The sequence below is a fragment of the Pseudomonas sp. GW821-FHT09E04 genome, from assembly GCF_059416185.1.
Window position 1 is genome coordinate 130,358 of record NZ_JBWKOR010000005.1, and the last position, 17,425, is coordinate 147,782.

The following is a 17,425-nucleotide window of genomic DNA, read 5'->3' on the forward strand; positions in this document are numbered from 1 at the left end:
ATGACTGGCCTTCGAATCTGTCGCGCACTGGCATACACTGCGCGGCCGTTTTTTTGACCGGAACTGAAAGACCATGAAAGACGCCTCTCCAGCCCGTGCCTGCGGCATCGACTTCGGCACGTCCAACTCCACCGTCGGCTGGCTGCGCCCCGGCATGGAAACGATGATCGCGCTGGAAGACGACAAGATCACCCTGCCGTCGGTGGTCTTCTTCAACATCGAGGAGCGCCGCCCGGTCTACGGTCGCCTGGCGCTGCACGAGTACCTGGAAGGCTACGAAGGCCGGCTGATGCGCTCGCTCAAGAGCCTGCTCGGTTCCAAGCTGATCAAGCACGACACCAGCGTCCTCGGCACCGCGATGCCGTTCAAGGACTTGCTCGGTCTTTTTATCGGCCAGCTCAAGAACCGCGCCGAAGCGGCCGCCGGTCGTGAGTTCGAACAGGTGGTGCTGGGCCGTCCGGTGTTCTTTGTCGACGACGATCCGCTGGCCGACCAGGAAGCCGAAGACACCCTGGTGGAAGTGGCGCGCAAGCTCGGCTTCAAGGACGTGTCGTTCCAGTACGAGCCGATCGCTGCGGCCTTCGACTACGAGTCGACCATCGAAAAGGAAGAGCTGGTACTGATCGTCGACATCGGCGGTGGTACGTCGGACTTCTCGCTGGTGCGCCTGTCGCCCGAGCGTCGGGGCATGGATAACCGTCACGACGACATCCTCGCCACCGGCGGTGTGCACATCGGCGGGACCGATTTCGACAAGCAACTGAGCCTGCAAGGCCTGATGCCGCTGTTCGGCTACGGCAGCCGCATGAAGAGCGGCGCGTTCATGCCGACCAGTCACCACATGAACCTGGCGACCTGGCACACCATCAACTCGGTGTACTCGCAGAAATCGACCCTGGCCCTGGGCAGCATGCGTTACGACATCGAGGACACCGGCGGCATCGACCGTCTGTTCAAGCTGATCGAACAGCGCGCCGGGCACTGGCTGGCGATGGAAGTGGAAGAAACCAAGATCCAGCTGACCCACAACGACAGCCGCCACGTGCCGCTGGACCGGATCGAATCCGGGCTGAGCGTCGAGCTGACCCGGGCCTTGTTCGAATCGGCGATCGATTCGCAACTGGAGCGCGTGCGCGGCAGCGTCACGCAATTGCTGGCGGACGCCAATGTGGCGGTGGGTCAGGTCGATACGGTGTTCTTCACCGGTGGTTCCAGCGGTATCCCGGCGCTGCGCAACAGCGTCTCGGCGATGCTGCCAAACGCGCGGCATGTGGAAGGCAACATCTTTGGCAGCATCGGCAGCGGCCTGGCGATTGAAGCCATGAAACGCTATGGCTCGATGAACTGACACTGCACTGATGATCGTTCCCACGCAGACGGTTCGACGTGGGAGCGATCAAATCGCTTAAACCATCCCGCCCAGCTTCAACTCACTCTTCAGATACGCGTAATAAATCGGCCCCGCCACCACCCCCGGCAGGCCGAACGCGGCCTCGAACACCAGCATCGCCAACAGCAACTCCCAGGACTTGGCACTGATCTGCCCGCCGACGATGCGCGCGTTGAGGAAGTATTCGAGCTTGTGGATAAAGATCAGGTAGCCCAGCGCGGCAATCGCCACCCAGATCGACAGCGACAGGCCGACGATAGTGATCAGCGTGTTCGACATCAGGTTGCCGATCACCGGCAGCAAACCGAGCAGGAACGTCAGCACGATCAGGGTCTTGGTCAGCGGCAGCTTGATCCCGAACAGCGGCAGGATCACCGCCAGGAAGATCCCGGTGAAGAAGGTGTTGAGCAGGGAAATCTTGATCTGCGCAAAAACGATATTGCGAAACGCCTGAACCAGCAGGTGCAGACGATCGAACAATGCGGCCGCCAGCGGCTTGCGCTTGGTGACGTCCGGTACGCGCTGCAGCGCGATGATCGCGCCGAGCACCATGCCGATCAGCAAGGTCACGAACATGTGCGCCGCGTCCTTGCCCACCAGTTGCAGGTCGGACAAGTGCTTGCTCAGCCACTCACCGATGGCCACGCGAAACTCCGCGGCACTGGCCGGCAGATAAGCATCGACAAACGGCGGCAGTTGCCCGCGTGCACGATCGACCACGCCCATGAATTTGTCGAGGGAAGCCCCGGGGTTTTCCGCCTCGTGCAGCAGGAAACTGATAGCCCCGGCAAAGATCAGCGCCAGCACACTCACCACCAGCGTGCCCAGCAACGCCACCGCCAGCCAGCGCGCGCGGCGGCCTTCGATCAGCCGTTGCAGTTGTGGGGTAAGCATGTTGACCAGCTCGAACACCAGCAGCCCGGCCAGCAGACTGGGCAACAAGCGCAGCGGCAGCACCAGCAGCAAACCGCCGAAAATGATGATGCAACTGACCCAGAACACAACATGACGCTCAGAAAACGTTGGCATACAGCCTCAAAACGAACGGCGTAAAAGGATTGGCAGTCTGCCAGCGATCCAGCGCCGAAGCGAGCGGATGCCCTGCCGCTCGCTGCGATCTGTCGATCTTATTTTTTCTTCAGGCAATCACTCATGAAGGTTTTGCGCGCATCGCCGGTCAGGGCCTTGGTCTTGGCGTCGGCATTACAGGTTTTCATCTTTTCCTGCTGCGGGGTCAGGGTCTTGGCGTCGTTGGCCGCCGGCGCTGCCTTCAGGCAAGTGCTCATGAAGGTCTTGCGCTCATCGCCTTTCAGGCTCTTGGCCGTGGCGTCGGCGTTGCAAGTGGTCATCTTGTTCTGTTGCGCCGTGGCGGCAAAACCCTGGGAGCACAGCAGCAGACCGATCATCAACAAAGGGACACGCAACATCTTCATGGAGTTTTCTCCTTGTTGCCGCATCGATGGAGGCGGCCTCCGGCTGAGTGTAGTCAAAGCTTGTTACACCTTCCTAGTCTCCAGATGGCTACGCCGGTATTGTTCCGGCGTACATCCGGCCTGCCGCGCAAACATGGCGATGAACGCCGAGCCGCTGCTGTAGCCGAGATCGAAGGCGATTTCCTGCACGCTGCGCGAACTCTCCAGCGCCTCGATGGCCGCAAGATAGCGCAGCCGCTGGCGCCATTCGCCGAAACTCATCCCCAACTCCCGCACGAATTGCCGGGCCAGGGTGCGCTCGCTGACATGCACCTGCGCCGCCCAGTGCGCCAGCGGTTCATTGTTGCCGGGCTCGGCCTGCAGGGTTTCGAGGATGGTCAGTAACCCGGGACTGCTGGCGTATGGCAGATAACACTGATGAACCGGCGCCTGCCGCAACTGATCCACCAGCACTTGGGCCAGGCGCTGGTCGGCATCGAACGCGGGGATCTTCACATCCCGGGCGGCGAAGTCCTTGAGGATTGCCTTGAGAATGTCGCTGATCGCCAGGGTGCAAGCCTGCGCCGGCAAATCCGCGCACACCTCGGGCGCCAGGCACACCGCCCGATAATTGACCGGCTGATGACTGTAGAAACTGTGCTCGACCTGCGGTGGCACCCACACCGCGTACTGCGGTGGCGACATGAAGCGGCTGCCGTCGACATCCATGTGCAGCACGCCGTGGGCCGCGTATTCCAGCGTGCCCCACGGATGGCGGTGCGGCGCGGCGTATTCGTGGGCGTTGAAGTCGGCATAGCGGAAATACACCGCCGACGGCAGTTCGCTGAAATCCAGCAGATCGATGTGTTTACTGTTCATGCTGTCCGGAATCAGAGGCAGGTTGTCCGGTTCGCAGTATAGGCCTGCATCCAGACAGGGGATAATCACCGTTCATCAACGTACTGGTTTCTCTTCCCATGCAATACGCGTTTCCCCTGCTGGCGATTTTCATCTGGGCCGGCAACACCGTGATCAACAAGCTTGCCGTCGGTGCGATCTTCCCCGCCGAAATCGGCTTCTACCGCTGGCTGCTGGCCGGTTTGCTGTTTACCCCGTTCATGCTCAGGAAGGTAATCGCGCACTGGCCGCAGATCCGCCCGAACCTGGGCAAGATTTTTATCCTCGGCGTGCTCGGCATGGCGGTCTACCAGAGCCTGGCCTACTTCGCCGCGACCATGACCACCGCCACCAACATGGGCATCATCCTCTCGCTGATGCCGTTGATGTCGCTGGCCATGGCGATCATCAGCCTTGGCCAGCGCCTGACCGCTGGTGCGCTGGTCGGTGCGGTGCTGTCCTTCGCCGGTGTGCTGGTGGTGGTGTCGTCCGGCAGCCTCGGCGCTTTGCTGCAACACGGGGTGAACCTGGGTGACGCGATGATGCTGATCGCCACCCTCGCCTACGCGATCTACAGCACCCTGCTGAAAAAATGGCAGCTGCGCCTGCCGCCGCTGGTGTTGCTGTACTTGCAGGTGCTGGTGGCGGTGGTGGTGCTGTTTCCGCTGTACGCCGTGTCGCCGAAAACCGGCCTGACCCTGCAGAACATTCCGCTGGTGCTGTACGCGTGCCTGCTGGCCTCGATGCTCGCGCCGCTGGCGTGGATGCAGGCTGTACAGCGTCTGGGGCCGAGTCGGACCACGCTGTTCTTCAACCTGTTGCCGTTGATCACCGCGCTGATTGCCGCGGTGGTGTTGAAGGAACAACTGGCGATGTATCACCTGGTAGGCGGTTTGCTGACCTTGGGCGGGGTGATTCTTTCCGAGCGCTGGACGACCGTCCTCGGCCGCTCCCGCACCCCGAGCGCCGCCTAGACCCCGGCGGCTTTCAACCGCGCCGCGTGCTCGACAAACAGCCGCACCGGATCCGCGCCTTTGCCGACCAGTCCCAGTGACTGGTTGACGATGTCGAAGTGATCCATCGGGTAGTCATCACCGATGACCGTGCCCAGGTGCGAGCTGTAGCGTCCGACCATGCCGTCGCACTGTCCCGGCTCGCGCACGAAGGTCTTGGCAAACAACCGGCAACTGCGATTGGTACCGTCGAACAGGTTGCCGCCACGGTCGGTCTTGCCCGGCTGCAAGGTGCCGGACCACGAGTAATAACGCACCCCGTTGACCTCTTCCGGCCCCTGCCCGCCCCAGGTTTCCGGCAAGCCCTGTGGATAACGCTGGTTGAACAGCGCCACACCTTCGGTGGTCAGGGAATGGTGCGAGGCGTGGATATCCACCGGCAGTTTCGGCCCGTGGTAACCGGTTTCCATGAGTGCCATCAACCAGCCGACAAAACGCAGCAGTGCCTCAAGAATGCGGCCCCGGGCACTGTCTGCCGGATAGTGTTTCGCCAGATAGTCGGCCAGTTCCGAACCGTGATTGGGTCCGGCCACCGACGTCACCGACGCCACCAGATCCGGGCGCTTCGCCGCCGCGTAACGCGCCGTCAGCGAGCCCTGGCTATGGCCAAACAGATTGACCTTCGCGGCGCCGGTCTCGCGCAGGATTTCATCGATGCGCGCCAGCAACTGCTCGCCACGCACTTCGGTGGAATTGAGCGGCGACACCTGCACCGCAATCACCGTCGCACCACCCCGGCGCAACGCGGCGATGATCCCGTACCAGTACGGGTACAGCACCAGCCGGATAAACCCGAGCATTCCCGGCACCAGCACCAGTGGATAACGTGTGGCCGAATCCTGCGACATGGGCAGACATCCCTGTGGTCGGTGGGTGGATGCATGACGTGCAAAACGCCCGCCAAGCATCCTCCTCGATGATGACAACTCCACGACCAGCCTACTTCAGCCCCACCACCCCCGCCACAATCAGCCCCACCGACAGCAACTTCACCAGCGTCAGGCTCTCGCCCAGCAGCGCGAAACCGAGAAACACCGTGCCGAGCGAGCCGATGGCGGTCCAGATCGGGTAGGCGATGCTCACCGGCAGCTCGCGCATTGCCAGGGTCAGGAAATAAATCCCGCCTACCGCCGCGACCACGGTAACCAGCGACGGCCACAGCCGGGTGAAACCCTCGGCGTACTTCATGCCCATGGCGAAGGTGACTTCGAACCCGGCGGCAATCAGCAGAAACAGCCAGGCCACTTAGAACGCCCGGGCCAGGTCGAGCAAGCGCTGCTCGGCCTCAGCCACCGACACCGCGAAGGTGCGTTCGGCGGATTCCTCGCCCTCGGCCGCGACCACCGTGACGTCGTTGATGCCGATGAAACCCAGCGCCGTGCGCAACCATGGATCGGCGTGATTCAGCGCCTCCAGCTCGCCACCCGGGCCGAAACCGAAACCGCCGCGACTGGTGACGATCAGCGCTTTCTTGCCGCGCAACAGCGGCGTGTACTGGGCGATGCCATTGTCCAGGGTGTGATCGAACGTCAGGCCCAGGCGTACGATCTGGTCGACCCAGGCCTTGAGGCCGCTGGGCACGTTGAAGTTGTACATCGGCGTGGAAATCAGCAGCAGATCGTGCTCGAACAACTCGCCCACCAGTTGATCGCTGAGGGCCAGATCGGCCTGCATCGACAGCGGCCGTGCTTCAGGCTCCGGGTAAAACGCCGCCGCGACAAACGCTTCATTCACCGCCGGAATCAATGCACGCCCGACTTCACGGCGGGTGACCTGAGCCTGCGGATGACGGACTTGCCAAGCGCTGAGAAAACTTTCCGCCAGGCGCCGTGAATGGGAGCGCTCACCGCGTGGGCTGGCATGGATCGCAAGAATCTTGCTCATCTGAATCTCCTTGGGACTAGACTTGAGTGGCTGCGTGGCGCCAGATTGCTGCCATTCAGTCATCGCCTCAAATGAGCAAAAATCAGTCTGGCTGAATTGATTTCATCCATGGAGTTTTCATGTTCGCTTCATTGCCGCTGACCGCCCTGCGCGCGTTCGAATCCGCCTCACGGCTATTGAGTTTCAAGGCTGCCGCCGAAGAACTGGCGGTGACGCCGACGGCGATTTCCCATCAGATCCGCTCGCTGGAGGACTGGCTCGGCGTGGCACTGTTCGAACGCCTGCCGCGTCAAGTGCGACTGACCGAGGGTGGCGAGCGGCTGTTCCGCAGCCTGCACGGGGCGTTTCTGGAGGTGGCGCAAAGCGTCGACACCCTGCGCCCGCAACGCAGCGGCAGCAGCCTGACGCTGTCGACCACCGCCGCCTTCGCCGCGCTGTGGCTGGTGCCGCGACTGGGGCGGTTTTACGCAAAACACCCGCACATCAATGTGCGGCTGGACACGCACTGCGAAGTGATCGACCTGCATCAGGACGCCAGCGTCGACCTGGTGCTGCGCTACAGCCTCGACGATTACCCGAACCTCTACGGGTTGTGCCTGTTCGATGAATCGTTCGGCGTGTATGGCTCGCCGGAACAGGTGGCGCTGGCCGCCCGTCGCACCCCGGCGCTGATCAGCGTGCGCTGGCACAACTCGAAGTTGTATGCCCATGGCTGGGAAGCATGGAGCGCGCAGTCAGGCGAGAACTGGTTGAAACAGCACCCGGCGATCCGCGAATACGACGAAGAACATTACGCGCTGCAAGCTGCCATTGCCGGGCAAGGGCTGGTGCTGGCGAGCAATATTCTGGTGTCGGAGAGCGTCGCCAGCGGTCTGCTGGTGCCGTACAAGGGCGAGGTGCAAGTCGATGGCGCCGGTTACAGCGCCCTGTGCGTTCCGGGGCGTGAGCGGCATCCACCGGTGAAAGCGTTTTTTGCCTGGCTGCGCGAAGAGGCGCTGCTGTCGGGACTGTCGCCGCGATCATAGCCTCGGCCCGAGGCTATGATCATTGGCGGTTTATCGGGTGGGTTTGACGGTCACCGGCGCCTTGCCTGCCTTCATCTGCTCCAGCAACGGCGCGCACTGATTCGGCTCGCCGCCGCTCGGCGCCACCAGCGCCAGCAGCCCCGCCGCCGGTGCGGCGATCACGCCCAGCGCCACCATGCCGGCCCCACGCAGGATCAGCGGCACCGCTTTCACCCCGGCATCAGGTTTGATGAACTTGCCGCGCACGTACAACGGCGAGCGCAGGGAGATCAGGCGCCAGCCCTTGGATTCCGGGGTCACGGTCAGGTCCAGTTGCTCGGTGGCCATGTTCGCCGTGCCGTCGATGTAGATGATCGCGTTCTCGGTATCGAACACGAACAGCCGCGTGGTCGCCAGCCCGGTCTTGATGTCGAAGTCCGCCGCCGCGCAGTTGATCTTCACTTCCTTGTCGCCAAAGACTTTACCGACCACGTAGTTGCCGACGTTGAGGCCCGCCAGTTCCATCAGCTCACGACTGATCGCGCCGTCATTGATCAGCATCTTCAGGTTGCCGTTCGCACCGCCCAGCAGCTTGGCCACCGAGTTGCCGCGACCGCTGATGTCGGCGTCACCATTGAGTTCACCGAAACTGGTCTTCATCGGTTCGAAGGTCGGGAACAGTTGCTTGAGCTTGAACTTGCGCGCGGTCAGTTTCGCCCGGCCTTCCAATGGTTCAGTGCGGCCGTTGAGGCGGATCTGCGCATCAAGGTTGCCGCCGGCCACGCCGAAGCGCAGCGGCTCCAGGCTCAGTTCGCCGTCGTTGAGTTTGAGATGGGTATAGAGGTCGGTGAACGGCAACTTCTCGCTGTGGACGATGCGTTTGCCGGTGAATTCGACGTCGGCATCCATATCGCGCCAGCGCTCGGTCTTGAACTCTTCCACCGGCAGCACTTTGTCCGTCGGTTGTTTGCTTTCACCGCCGCGGGCCTTTTGCTTGTCATTGGAGTCGGCACCGATCAACGGTGCGAGGTCGGCGAACAGCAGTTGATTGGACAGCAGCGCGCCACTCAGCTTGGGCCGTGGCTGACTGGCGACGTAGGCGAGATCGCCGTGAATGTCGCTGCCGCCGATCTTGCCGTTGAACTGTTCATAGCGGAACTGCGCGCCGTCCGGCTCATGCAGTTTGGCGATCAAATGACCGTCGGTGGCGTATGGCGGTGTATCCGGGAGGGTGACGCCGGTCAGCGGATAGAGATTGCCCAGGCTGGCGCCCGCCAGTTTCAGGCGCAGATCGAGGGCGCCCAGGTTCAGTGGATCGGTCAGCGTGCCGGCGAGTTCGATGCTGGTGTCGCCGATCTTCGCCTGGGCCTGCAGCGGGAACGGTTTGGCCGCGTCCTGCAAGGCCAGCAGGCCGCCGATCTTGCCCTGGCCGGCGAGTTTCTGACCGTGGTACTGGCCGGTGACTTTCAGTGCGAAAGCGTAATCCTGCGGTGCACCGCCTTTTTCCAGCGCGGTTTTCGCCGCTTTGTCGCCGACGATTTCGCTGAAGGGAATCGGTTTGCCCAGCGGATCGATCAACAGGTCGAGGTTGGTCTTGAGGGTCTGGTCGTCCAGAGTGACATGGCCCTTGTCGAAACCGATGGCGCCGATGTCCACCACCCAGCTCGAGGGCTCGGCATTCGGGTCCTTGGGATCGAATTTGAACGTCCAGTTGGCGCGGCCATCGGCCAGGCGCTGCAATTGGGCGTTGGGTTCAGTCAGGTCGATACGCGGGATCGTCACCCGTTGTGCCAGCAGCGCCAGCGGCGAAATGCGCAGTTCAACCCGTTTGAGGGTGACCATCTGCGGCTGCTTCGACCAATCCGGGTTGCCCAGGGTCAGGTCTTCGGCCACCACATGCGGCCACGGCACCCAGGCGCGCCAGCCGCCCTCGTCCGGCTCACGCTGCCAGACCACGGCGAGGTTGCCGTTGATGGCGAACGGTCGGTGCAATTCTTCCGAGACTTTGGCGTTGAGGGGCGGTTTGATCCGGTTCCAGTCGAAGAACACGATGATCAGGACCAGCACCGCCAGCAACAACACGAGGGTGGCGAAGGTCCAGGCGAAGATTTTACGCGTGCGCGTCATTGCACAAAGCTCCTGAATACGACGGCGGATCGACACCGCTGAAACGACGGGCCTGATAGGGCCCTCATGAAGTCTACGACTGACAAACAGCCCGCAGGTTTAATCGAAAGCCCCATCAGGGCCAAAAAACGGTCGCCATTCTGACCGATCGGTCGAGTCGGCGTTACCGGCCCCGCACTTTTGCGAGGCGCAAGTGGGTGGAAAATACCCACTGCGGTGCAAAACCGCTCGCCTGAAACGCCCGAGCTAGAGCCTCCCAAGCGAACAATCAATTCTGTTGATTATTACCATTGTGTTTATGAACTTTTATATCGACTTATCGAGAGTAGCATTAGCTTCGTACCCACTTTATCGCCCTCCCAAGGAGCAACCCATCATGAAACGCCAACTTCTGTTCAGTCTTACCCTCTCGATGCTGGCCAGCACCGCTTTCGCTCTGCCAGCCGCCGACCAGGCTACCCCGCAAGTGAAATCCAGCCACTCGGTGTTCAGCCAGACTGTTGCCGCTGACGGTTCTGACCGCACTCCACAAGGCCAGACTCTGGCTGAAAACGGTCGTAACCGCCTGGAAGAAAAAGGTCTGGTTCAAGATGGCTATGACAAGACCCCACAAGGTCAAACCGTAGCTGAAGGCGGCCGTGATCGTCTGGAAGAAAAAGGTCTGGTTCAAGACGGCTCGGATCGCACTCCACAAGGTCAAACCCTTGCAGCCGATGGTTCCGATCGCACTCCACAAGGCCAGACCCTCGCTGCTGACGGCTACGACAAGACCCCACAAGGCCAAACCCTGGCTGCAGATGGCTACGACAAAACCCCACAAGGTCAAACCCTGGCCGAAGGTGGTGGTGACCGCGTGATCGAACGCAACAGCGCTTTGAGCTAAGCCCGTGGCGGCCTGGAAAAAAAGCCCAATCCCCGGATTGGGCTTTTGACTTTTCAGCAGCCTGTATAAAGAAGTCGCGATTTCCCGCTTCCATCTCCCCCGCTGCCGTTCGACGCCGACAAAGCCGATTTGCTAGAGTGCGGCGCTTGTCTTGCCTAAGAACACACCCTTGCGATGCTGCCCCGCGCCGAACAGAAACAACAGACCCGCAACGCCCTGATGGACGCTGCCCGCCACTTGATGGAAAGCGGCCGAGGATTCGGCAGCCTGAGCCTGCGTGAAGTGACGAAAACCGCTGGCATCGTGCCCACCGGTTTCTACCGGCATTTCGCCGACATGGACGAACTCGGCCTGGTACTGGTCAGCGAAGTTGGCCAGACCTTCCGCGAAACCATCCGCCTGGTGCGCCACAACGAATTCGTCATGGGCGGGATCATCGATGCGTCGGTGCGGATCTTCCTCGACGTGGTCAGCGCCAACCGCTCGCAGTTCCTGTTTCTGGCCCGTGAGCAGTACGGCGGATCGCTGCCGGTGCGTCAGGCGATTGGTCGCCTGCGCGAGAACATCAGTTCCGACCTGGCGGCGGATCTGGCCTTGATGCCCAAGCTGCAGCATCTCAATCGTGAGGGCCTGAGCGTGATGGCCGACCTGATCGTCAAATCGGTGTTCGCCACCCTGCCGGACATCATCGATCCACCGGCCGAAGCCCTGCCCGAGCATCTGACGCCACAGGCGAAGATCACCCAGCAGTTGCGCTTCATCTTTATCGGGCTCAAGCACTGGCAAGGGCTCGGGAGTACCGAGTAAGCAGACCAAAATCGCAGCCTGGAGCTGCGATTTTTTTTGCGCCGTAAATTGGTGCATGTAAAAACCTTCATGCACCAAAACACCTCACAATCCTGCAACATCTTGAAACATCCGCTAGGCTCCGACAGGGTTTTCCTACGTCTCGTCCGATTGGCAAGCCCCTTGCTCTAGCCTGAGCATTGTCCATAGCAGGAAGCTTTCCGATGCTGGTGATTCATCGCAGAATCGACCCTCAACCCGTCTGGGCCGCCGAGTTGCACCTGACTTTCGAAGCCCGGAGCAAAAGCCGCCTGCGCTGTTTCAGTGCCGAAGGCGAAGACGTCGGATTGTTTCTGGAGCGCGGCCAGCCGCCACTGCATGACGGCGAATGCCTGCAAGCCGAAGATGGCCGGATCGTCCGGGTCTGCGCCCGCCCCGAACAACTGCTGCACGTCACCTGCGCCAACGCCTTTGAACTGACCCGCGCGGCCTATCACCTGGGCAATCGCCACGTCGCGCTGCAAGTCGGTGACGGCTGGTTGCGTCTGCTCGACGATTACGTACTCAAGGCGATGCTTGAACAACTGGGCGCGCAGGTCGAATCCATCGAAGCCCCGTTCCAGCCGGAACACGGCGCCTACGGTGGCGGCCATCACCACTCGCGGCACGGTGACGAGGACTTCAACTACGCGCCGAAACTCCACCAGTTCGGCGTCCGTTTGTGAACCCGGCCTGGGCGCTGCTGCGCCTGGCCAGTCCGCAGTTGCCGATTGGCGGTTACAGCTATTCCCAAGGCCTGGAGATGGCGGTGGATAACGGCCGCGTCGACAGCCCGGACAGCGCCCGCCGCTGGATCAGCGATCAATTGCTGCTCAATCTCGCGCGGTTCGAAGCACCCATGCTGCTCGCCCATTGCCAGAGCGCAGCGGACGAAAACTGGGATGAGCTGCTGCGTATCTGCGAAAGCCACCGCGCCAGCCGCGAAACCCGCGAACTGCATCTGGAGAGCCGGCAAATGGGCTACTCGTTGCAGCAATTACTCAACGGCTTGCCCGAACTCGATCAGGCAGCGCGGGACTTTCTCGAACACTGCGCCGAACCGCACCTTGCCTTGTGCTGGGCGCTGGCGGCCCGCGCCTGGCAGATCAGCCCGCAGGACGCCCTCGCCGCGTGGCTGTGGAGCTGGCTGGAAAACCAGCTCGCGGTACTGATGAAAACCCTGCCGCTGGGCCAGCAAGCCGCCCAGCGCCTGACCAGCGAACTGCTGCCGCTGCTGCAACAGGCGCAGCAGGACGCCACCCGAATCAATCCCGAACACCTCGGCAGCGCCGCGTTCGGTCTGTCCCTGGCGTGCATGGCCCATGAGCGCCAGTACAGCCGCCTGTTCCGTTCCTAGGGCCTTTTATCTGGAGAATCACATGAACACACAACCCCTTCGCGTCGGCATTGGCGGCCCGGTCGGTTCCGGCAAAACCGCGTTGACCCTGGCCCTGTGCCTGGCGCTGCGCGAACGCTACAACCTGGCGGTGGTCACCAACGACATCTACACCCGCGAAGACGCCGACTTTCTGGTGCGCAACGAAGCGCTGGCACCGGAACGCATCATCGGCGTGGAAACCGGTGGCTGCCCGCACACCGCCATTCGTGAAGACGCCTCGATCAACCTTGAGGCGGTGGATCAACTGAACCGGCGTTTTCCGGGGCTGGACCTGATTCTGGTGGAGTCCGGTGGCGACAATCTTTCCGCGACCTTCAGCCCGGAACTGTCCGACCTGACCATCTACGTGATCGACGTGTCGGCCGGCGACAAGCTGCCGCGCAAGGGCGGGCCCGGCATTTGCAAATCCGACCTGCTGGTGATCAACAAGATCGACCTCGCGCCGCTGGTCGGCGCCTCGCTGGAGATGATGAACAGCGACACCCAACGCATGCGCAACGGCAAGCCGTTCGTGTTCAGCAACCAGAAAACCGGTCAGGGCCTGGAAGACATCATCGCCTTCATCGAACGCCAGGGCCTGCTGACCGCAGCCTGATTCACTGATCAACAAGGAAGCTTATCCATGACACTCAAACGCATTCTCGGCGCCGTCGCGCTACTGCTGACCCCGGCACTGGCCTTCGCCCACCCCGGCCACGGCGACTCTGGCCTGGTGGCCGGCATCAGTCACCCGATCGGCGGCCTCGACCATTTGCTGGCGATGGTGGCCGTCGGTCTGTGGGCGGCGCAGCAGCAAGGCGCGGCACGCTGGGCGCTGCCGTGCACTTTCGTTGGCACCATGCTGATCGGCGGCCTGCTCGGGTTTGAAGGGCTGGAGTTGCCGGCGCTGGAAAGCGGGATTGCCGCGTCGGTGCTGGCGCTGGGCCTGGCGGTGGCGCTGGCGGTGCGTCCGCCATTGGTGATGGCGGTGGCGGCAACGGCGCTGTTTGCGCTGTTCCATGGCGTGGCCCACGGTCTGGAGTTGCCGGATATGTCGAGCCCGTGGGCGTATGCCGCCGGTTTCGTGGTCGCGACGGCTGCACTGCACGCAGTGGGTTATGCGGTCGTGCGTTTTCTGCCTCAGGCGGCCGCGCCGCTGGTTCGACTGGCCGGAGCAGCTTCGGCCGTGACGGGCGCGTGGTTGCTGGCCGGCTGAATGGCACCTCTGATCGCTCCCGCGCATGGCGCGGGAACGATCGATCGCCACTCTCTGCTACCATGTCGCGCAATCGCCCCTGCCGTGACGACGTCCGCCCATGCCCCACGCTTCCCGCTCCACCTCCCTGCCAGAATTGACCACCCTGTTCGGTGAAGTGCAACAGCACTTTCTGGACGTGATCGTGCCCCTTTGGCAAGGACCGGGCTGGAACGCCGACATGGCGTTGCCTTACGAGGCGCTGGACGCCGCGCATCAGCCGCTGCCACCGCAGCGCTATCGGGCCATGGCCTGCGCACGGCAGCTGTATCTGTTTTCCAGCCTGATCGGGGTTGTGGATAACGCCGAAGCTCGGGCGGCCGCACTGTTCCGATCCCTGCAACGGCACTTCCACGATGCCGAGCACGGCGGCTGGTTCTACAGCATCGATCCGCAGGGCAAACCGCTGGATCAGCGCAAGGACCTCTACACCCACGCCTTCATCCTGTTCGCTTGCGCGCATTACTGGGAAAAGTCCCGCGAGCCCTTGGTCGAATCGACCCTGAACGCTGCGCTGGAAGTCATCGGCCGACGTTTCGCCACCGGTGACGGCCTCTATGAAGCCTGCCTCGACCGTGACTGGATTACCCTGGAAACCGGCCCGCTGCAAAACCCATTGATGCACCTGGCCGAAGCCTTCCTGGCCACGCTGGCCGTGCGCGAAGATGCACAGGTCAAGCAAGCGCTGAGCGAGTTATGCACAGCCATGCACAAGCGTTTCGTCGATCCGCAACATGGCGTGCTGATGGAAAAACCGCTGGGGGCTGTGGATAACTGGTATGAGCCGGGCCATCAGTTCGAGTGGTATTTCCTGCTGGAGTCCTCGCCCCTGCTGTGCGGTTCGAAACTGCATGCCGCCCTGGACCGGGCCTTTGCGTTCACCGAGCAGTTCGGTGTGGTGCAGCCGTCCGGTGCCGTGCGGGCCATGCTCGATCTGAATAGGGACGGACGCCCGAAAGATTCGACCCAGCGCATCTGGGCCCAGGCCGAATACCTGCGCGCGCTGACACTGCGTCCGGACAGCGAAGCCGCCGTGCTGCGCCAGTTGCAGGCGTTGCAGCAGCGCTTCCTGCATGCCGGTGGCTGGAACGAGTGCCGCGACGAACAGGGCGAGGTCAGCCGCAAGGACATGCCGTCGACCACGCCGTATCACCTGGCGACCTGCTATCGCGGCCTCGCCGACTATCTGACCTGACAACAGTGGCGAGGGGGCAAACTCCCTCGCCACACAACATCAGGCAATCCACTTCCTGTCGCCAGTGAAGCTGATGGTCAGCCAGCGCGCCGCATCCGGTTTGCCCAGCTTCGCGGAAATCGCCTCACGCAGCACATCCAACTGGCCGACGCTCTGCAGCCGGTAATCCGCCGGCAACACCACATGAATCTCGATGAACCGCGCCCGTCCGTGCTTCTGCACGTAAGACACGTAGTCATCAAAACCATGTTCGACCTTGGCCGCGTCCATTACCTGACGGACTTGGTCGTCCAGCGTGTCCGGCGCAATACCGAGCACGTCACGCAGCGCCGGGCCAAGGATCTTGAAGGCCGGCGGCAGCATGGTCAGGGCCAGCACGATGAGAATCAGCGGGTCGACAAATTTCGCCCATTCGCCATAGCCCTGGGACTTGAGCAGCAGCGCCGCGAGGAAACTGATCAACAGGCCCACGGACAGCATCGCGTCCACCAGCCAACTGATGTTGTCGAACTGGATCAGGCTCGACTTGAGCTTGCGATTACGGTGGCGCACGTAGAAGAAGTAGGCGAACTCGACAACGGTAAACACCGCCGCGTAGATGATCACCAGACCCAGCTCGATTTCACGACCGCCGTTGATGATGCCGAACACGCCGTTGAGAAACGCATAGATCGCGATCAGCAGCAGGAAACTGCCCTCGATCAGCAGCACCATCGGCTCCAGATGCCAAAAGCCGAACTGGAAGCGCTGGTTGCTTTGCTTGGCGATGAGCTTCGCCGTGATCAACATCAGGACTTTGATGAACGTTGCAATCAACGAAAAAAAGCCATCGAACAGGATGGACTGGGAACCCGAAACAAAACCGGTGACGATCCCGGCGATCGCCACGGCGAACATCAGGATGGTCGATTGTTTGAGCAGCGACTGCTCACCTCGGTTACTCACTTGAACTCCTCGAAAAACCTTGAAAACCGCAGGGTGCGGCGGGGTTGTTGAGGGATGAGTCTACCTTACTGCCAGATTCTGGCCGATTTGCCCTCTTCGCCAGCCCGCTGGCGAAGAGGGCAAAACCGTATCAAGCCTTGTTACGCTCGATGGCAAAACCCGCCCAGGTCTGGCTCACCGGCATCAGTTCCAGGCTGTTGATATTGATGTGCGCCGGTGCGTTCAGAACCCAGAAAATCGTCTCGGCGATGTCCTGTGGCTGGATCGGCTCGGCACCGGCGTAGGTAGCGTCGTAACGCGCCTGATCGCCCGCGAAGCGCACCAGCGAGAACTCGCTCTCGCACAGCCCCGGTTCGATGTTGCTGACACGCACGCCGGTGCCCTGCAGGTCACAACGCAGGTTCAGCGAGAACTGCTTAACGAACGCCTTGGTCGCACCGTAAACGTGGCTGCCCGGGTACGGGTAGTTACCGGCGATGGAACCGAGGTTGACGATACCGGCGCCGCGACCGTGGGCGATCAGGCGTGGCAGCAACAGGCGAGTGCTGTACATCAGGCCTTTGACGTTGGTGTCGACCATGGTGTCCCAATCGTCGAGGTCGCACTTCGGTGCAGGGTCCACGCCCAGCGCGAGACCTGCGTTGTTGATCAGGCCGCGCAGCTTGGCGAAGGACGGCGGCAGGTTGGCAATCGCCTCCTCCATCGCCTTGCGATCACGCACGTCCAGCACCAGGCCATGCACTTCGGTCTGCTTCGACAGCTCGGCACACAGCGCGTTGAGGCGTTCTTCACGACGACCGGTCAGCACCAGTTTCCAGCCGGCCTCGGCAAAACGACGGGCACAGGCTTCACCAAAACCGGACGTCGCGCCGGTGATAAACAGGGTGTTGGACATCGTGTTCTCCTTGCTTCGGCCACCCGGGGCAGCCATTGGAATAGAAAATCAGCAGGCAGCATGCCCGGCCCCGCATTCACGAGCAACCACCGACTGGCGTGCATTTCTGCTCATTATTTGATCAATGCTCGCAACGCCTTGAGTGGCGTGGCCTGTAGCCACATGCACGCACGTTATCCACAAGCCCTTCCACAGTTTCCGGGGGCAAGTGGAAATGCGCAAAGCCACGCCACACAAGGCTTTGCGCCGCAAAAGCAAAGTTTTTCGCTTGACCCTGATCCGCCGATTGTGCCGGGCAAGGCATTTTGCACGACCGACCGGT

At 61.9% G+C, this 17,425-nt stretch carries 19 protein-coding genes; 10 read left to right on the plus strand and 9 right to left on the minus strand.

The features are described 5' to 3' along the window. The first annotated feature begins 73 nt into the window (after window positions 1-73). Complete coding sequence (locus AC07N4_RS19405; RefSeq protein ID WP_096819780.1) at window positions 74-1,348, plus strand: Hsp70 family protein; 1,275 nt, start codon at window positions 74-76, stop codon at window positions 1,346-1,348. Window positions 1,349-1,405: 57 nt separating this feature from the next. On the opposite strand, the gene AC07N4_RS19410 is transcribed toward AC07N4_RS19405, so the two are convergent. From AC07N4_RS19410 to AC07N4_RS19420, 3 genes are all read right to left on the minus strand, one after another. Next, window positions 1,406-2,419: an AI-2E family transporter gene (locus tag AC07N4_RS19410; RefSeq protein WP_096819781.1), complete on the minus strand. Its 1,014-nt coding sequence runs from the start codon at window positions 2,417-2,419 to the stop codon at window positions 1,406-1,408. Between the two features lie 98 nt (window positions 2,420-2,517). Further along, entirely contained in the window at window positions 2,518-2,823 is a 306-nt protein-coding gene (locus tag AC07N4_RS19415; RefSeq protein ID WP_025111807.1) for a PsiF family protein, read from the minus strand. 63 nt (window positions 2,824-2,886) lie between these two features. Continuing rightward, window positions 2,887-3,681 (minus strand): AraC family transcriptional regulator, encoded by a 795-nt coding sequence (locus AC07N4_RS19420; RefSeq protein ID WP_102620224.1) that lies wholly within the window; start codon window positions 3,679-3,681, stop codon window positions 2,887-2,889. Between the two features lie 98 nt (window positions 3,682-3,779). On the opposite strand from AC07N4_RS19420, the gene AC07N4_RS19425 reads away from it, so the two are divergent. Beyond that, window positions 3,780-4,673: a DMT family transporter gene (locus AC07N4_RS19425; protein WP_096819783.1), complete on the plus strand. Its 894-nt coding sequence runs from the start codon at window positions 3,780-3,782 to the stop codon at window positions 4,671-4,673. On the opposite strand, the gene AC07N4_RS19430 is transcribed toward AC07N4_RS19425, so the two are convergent. The 3 genes from AC07N4_RS19430 to AC07N4_RS19440 form a co-directional block, all read right to left on the minus strand. Continuing rightward, complete coding sequence (locus AC07N4_RS19430) at window positions 4,670-5,560, minus strand: alpha/beta fold hydrolase (protein ID WP_493065798.1); 891 nt, start codon at window positions 5,558-5,560, stop codon at window positions 4,670-4,672. The genes AC07N4_RS19425 and AC07N4_RS19430 overlap by 4 nt on opposite strands. Window positions 5,561-5,651: 91 nt before the next feature. Then, complete coding sequence (locus AC07N4_RS19435) at window positions 5,652-5,957, minus strand: DMT family transporter (RefSeq protein WP_096819785.1); 306 nt, start codon at window positions 5,955-5,957, stop codon at window positions 5,652-5,654. Continuing rightward, the gene (locus AC07N4_RS19440) at window positions 5,958-6,596 is read right to left on the minus strand and encodes an FMN-dependent NADH-azoreductase (RefSeq protein ID WP_493065799.1); all 639 of its coding nucleotides are present in this window, start codon (window positions 6,594-6,596) and stop codon (window positions 5,958-5,960) included. Window positions 6,597-6,715: 119 nt separating this feature from the next. On the opposite strand from AC07N4_RS19440, the gene AC07N4_RS19445 reads away from it, so the two are divergent. Beyond that, entirely contained in the window at window positions 6,716-7,621 is a 906-nt protein-coding gene (locus AC07N4_RS19445; RefSeq protein ID WP_493065800.1) for a LysR substrate-binding domain-containing protein, read from the plus strand. A 30-nt stretch (window positions 7,622-7,651) separates the two neighbouring features. Here the strand turns inward: AC07N4_RS19445 and AC07N4_RS19450 are convergent, their stop codons facing one another. Next, window positions 7,652-9,727 (minus strand): AsmA family protein, encoded by a 2,076-nt coding sequence (locus AC07N4_RS19450; RefSeq protein ID WP_493065801.1) that lies wholly within the window; start codon window positions 9,725-9,727, stop codon window positions 7,652-7,654. Window positions 9,728-10,103: 376 nt separating this feature from the next. Here AC07N4_RS19450 and AC07N4_RS19455 point away from each other — a divergent pair, with 376 nt between their 5' ends. From AC07N4_RS19455 to AC07N4_RS19485, 7 genes are all read left to right on the plus strand, one after another. Beyond that, on the plus strand, window positions 10,104-10,610 hold the full coding sequence (locus AC07N4_RS19455) for a hypothetical protein (RefSeq protein ID WP_457383106.1): 507 nt from the start codon (window positions 10,104-10,106) through the stop codon (window positions 10,608-10,610). 174 nt (window positions 10,611-10,784) lie between these two features. Continuing rightward, entirely contained in the window at window positions 10,785-11,417 is a 633-nt protein-coding gene (locus tag AC07N4_RS19460) for a TetR family transcriptional regulator (RefSeq protein ID WP_096819790.1), read from the plus strand. Window positions 11,418-11,620: 203 nt separating this feature from the next. Next, window positions 11,621-12,121, plus strand: coding sequence for an urease accessory protein UreE (gene ureE, locus AC07N4_RS19465; protein WP_096819791.1), 501 nt, complete (start codon window positions 11,621-11,623; stop codon window positions 12,119-12,121). Further along, window positions 12,118-12,792, plus strand: a complete 675-nt coding sequence (locus AC07N4_RS19470) for an urease accessory protein UreF (RefSeq protein WP_493065802.1) — start codon at window positions 12,118-12,120, stop codon at window positions 12,790-12,792. The genes ureE and AC07N4_RS19470 overlap by 4 nt, the downstream gene beginning before the upstream one ends. Window positions 12,793-12,814: 22 nt before the next feature. Beyond that, window positions 12,815-13,429: an urease accessory protein UreG gene (ureG, locus tag AC07N4_RS19475; RefSeq protein ID WP_007950645.1), complete on the plus strand. Its 615-nt coding sequence runs from the start codon at window positions 12,815-12,817 to the stop codon at window positions 13,427-13,429. Between the two features lie 27 nt (window positions 13,430-13,456). Continuing rightward, window positions 13,457-14,029: a HupE/UreJ family protein gene (locus AC07N4_RS19480; RefSeq protein ID WP_493065803.1), complete on the plus strand. Its 573-nt coding sequence runs from the start codon at window positions 13,457-13,459 to the stop codon at window positions 14,027-14,029. Window positions 14,030-14,129: 100 nt separating this feature from the next. Further along, on the plus strand, window positions 14,130-15,263 hold the full coding sequence (locus AC07N4_RS19485; RefSeq protein WP_493065804.1) for an AGE family epimerase/isomerase: 1,134 nt from the start codon (window positions 14,130-14,132) through the stop codon (window positions 15,261-15,263). Between the two features lie 39 nt (window positions 15,264-15,302). On the opposite strand, the gene AC07N4_RS19490 is transcribed toward AC07N4_RS19485, so the two are convergent. Both AC07N4_RS19490 and AC07N4_RS19495 read right to left on the minus strand, forming a co-directional pair. Continuing rightward, a complete protein-coding gene (locus AC07N4_RS19490) occupies window positions 15,303-16,208 on the minus strand; it encodes a cation diffusion facilitator family transporter (RefSeq protein ID WP_102620120.1) in 906 nt (301 codons plus the stop codon). A gap of 130 nt (window positions 16,209-16,338) precedes the next feature. Continuing rightward, window positions 16,339-17,103 carry an SDR family oxidoreductase gene (locus AC07N4_RS19495; protein ID WP_007950653.1) on the minus strand — a complete coding sequence of 255 codons (765 nt, stop codon included), beginning with the start codon at window positions 17,101-17,103 and terminating at the stop codon, window positions 16,339-16,341. Window positions 17,104-17,425: the final 322 nt, after the last annotated feature.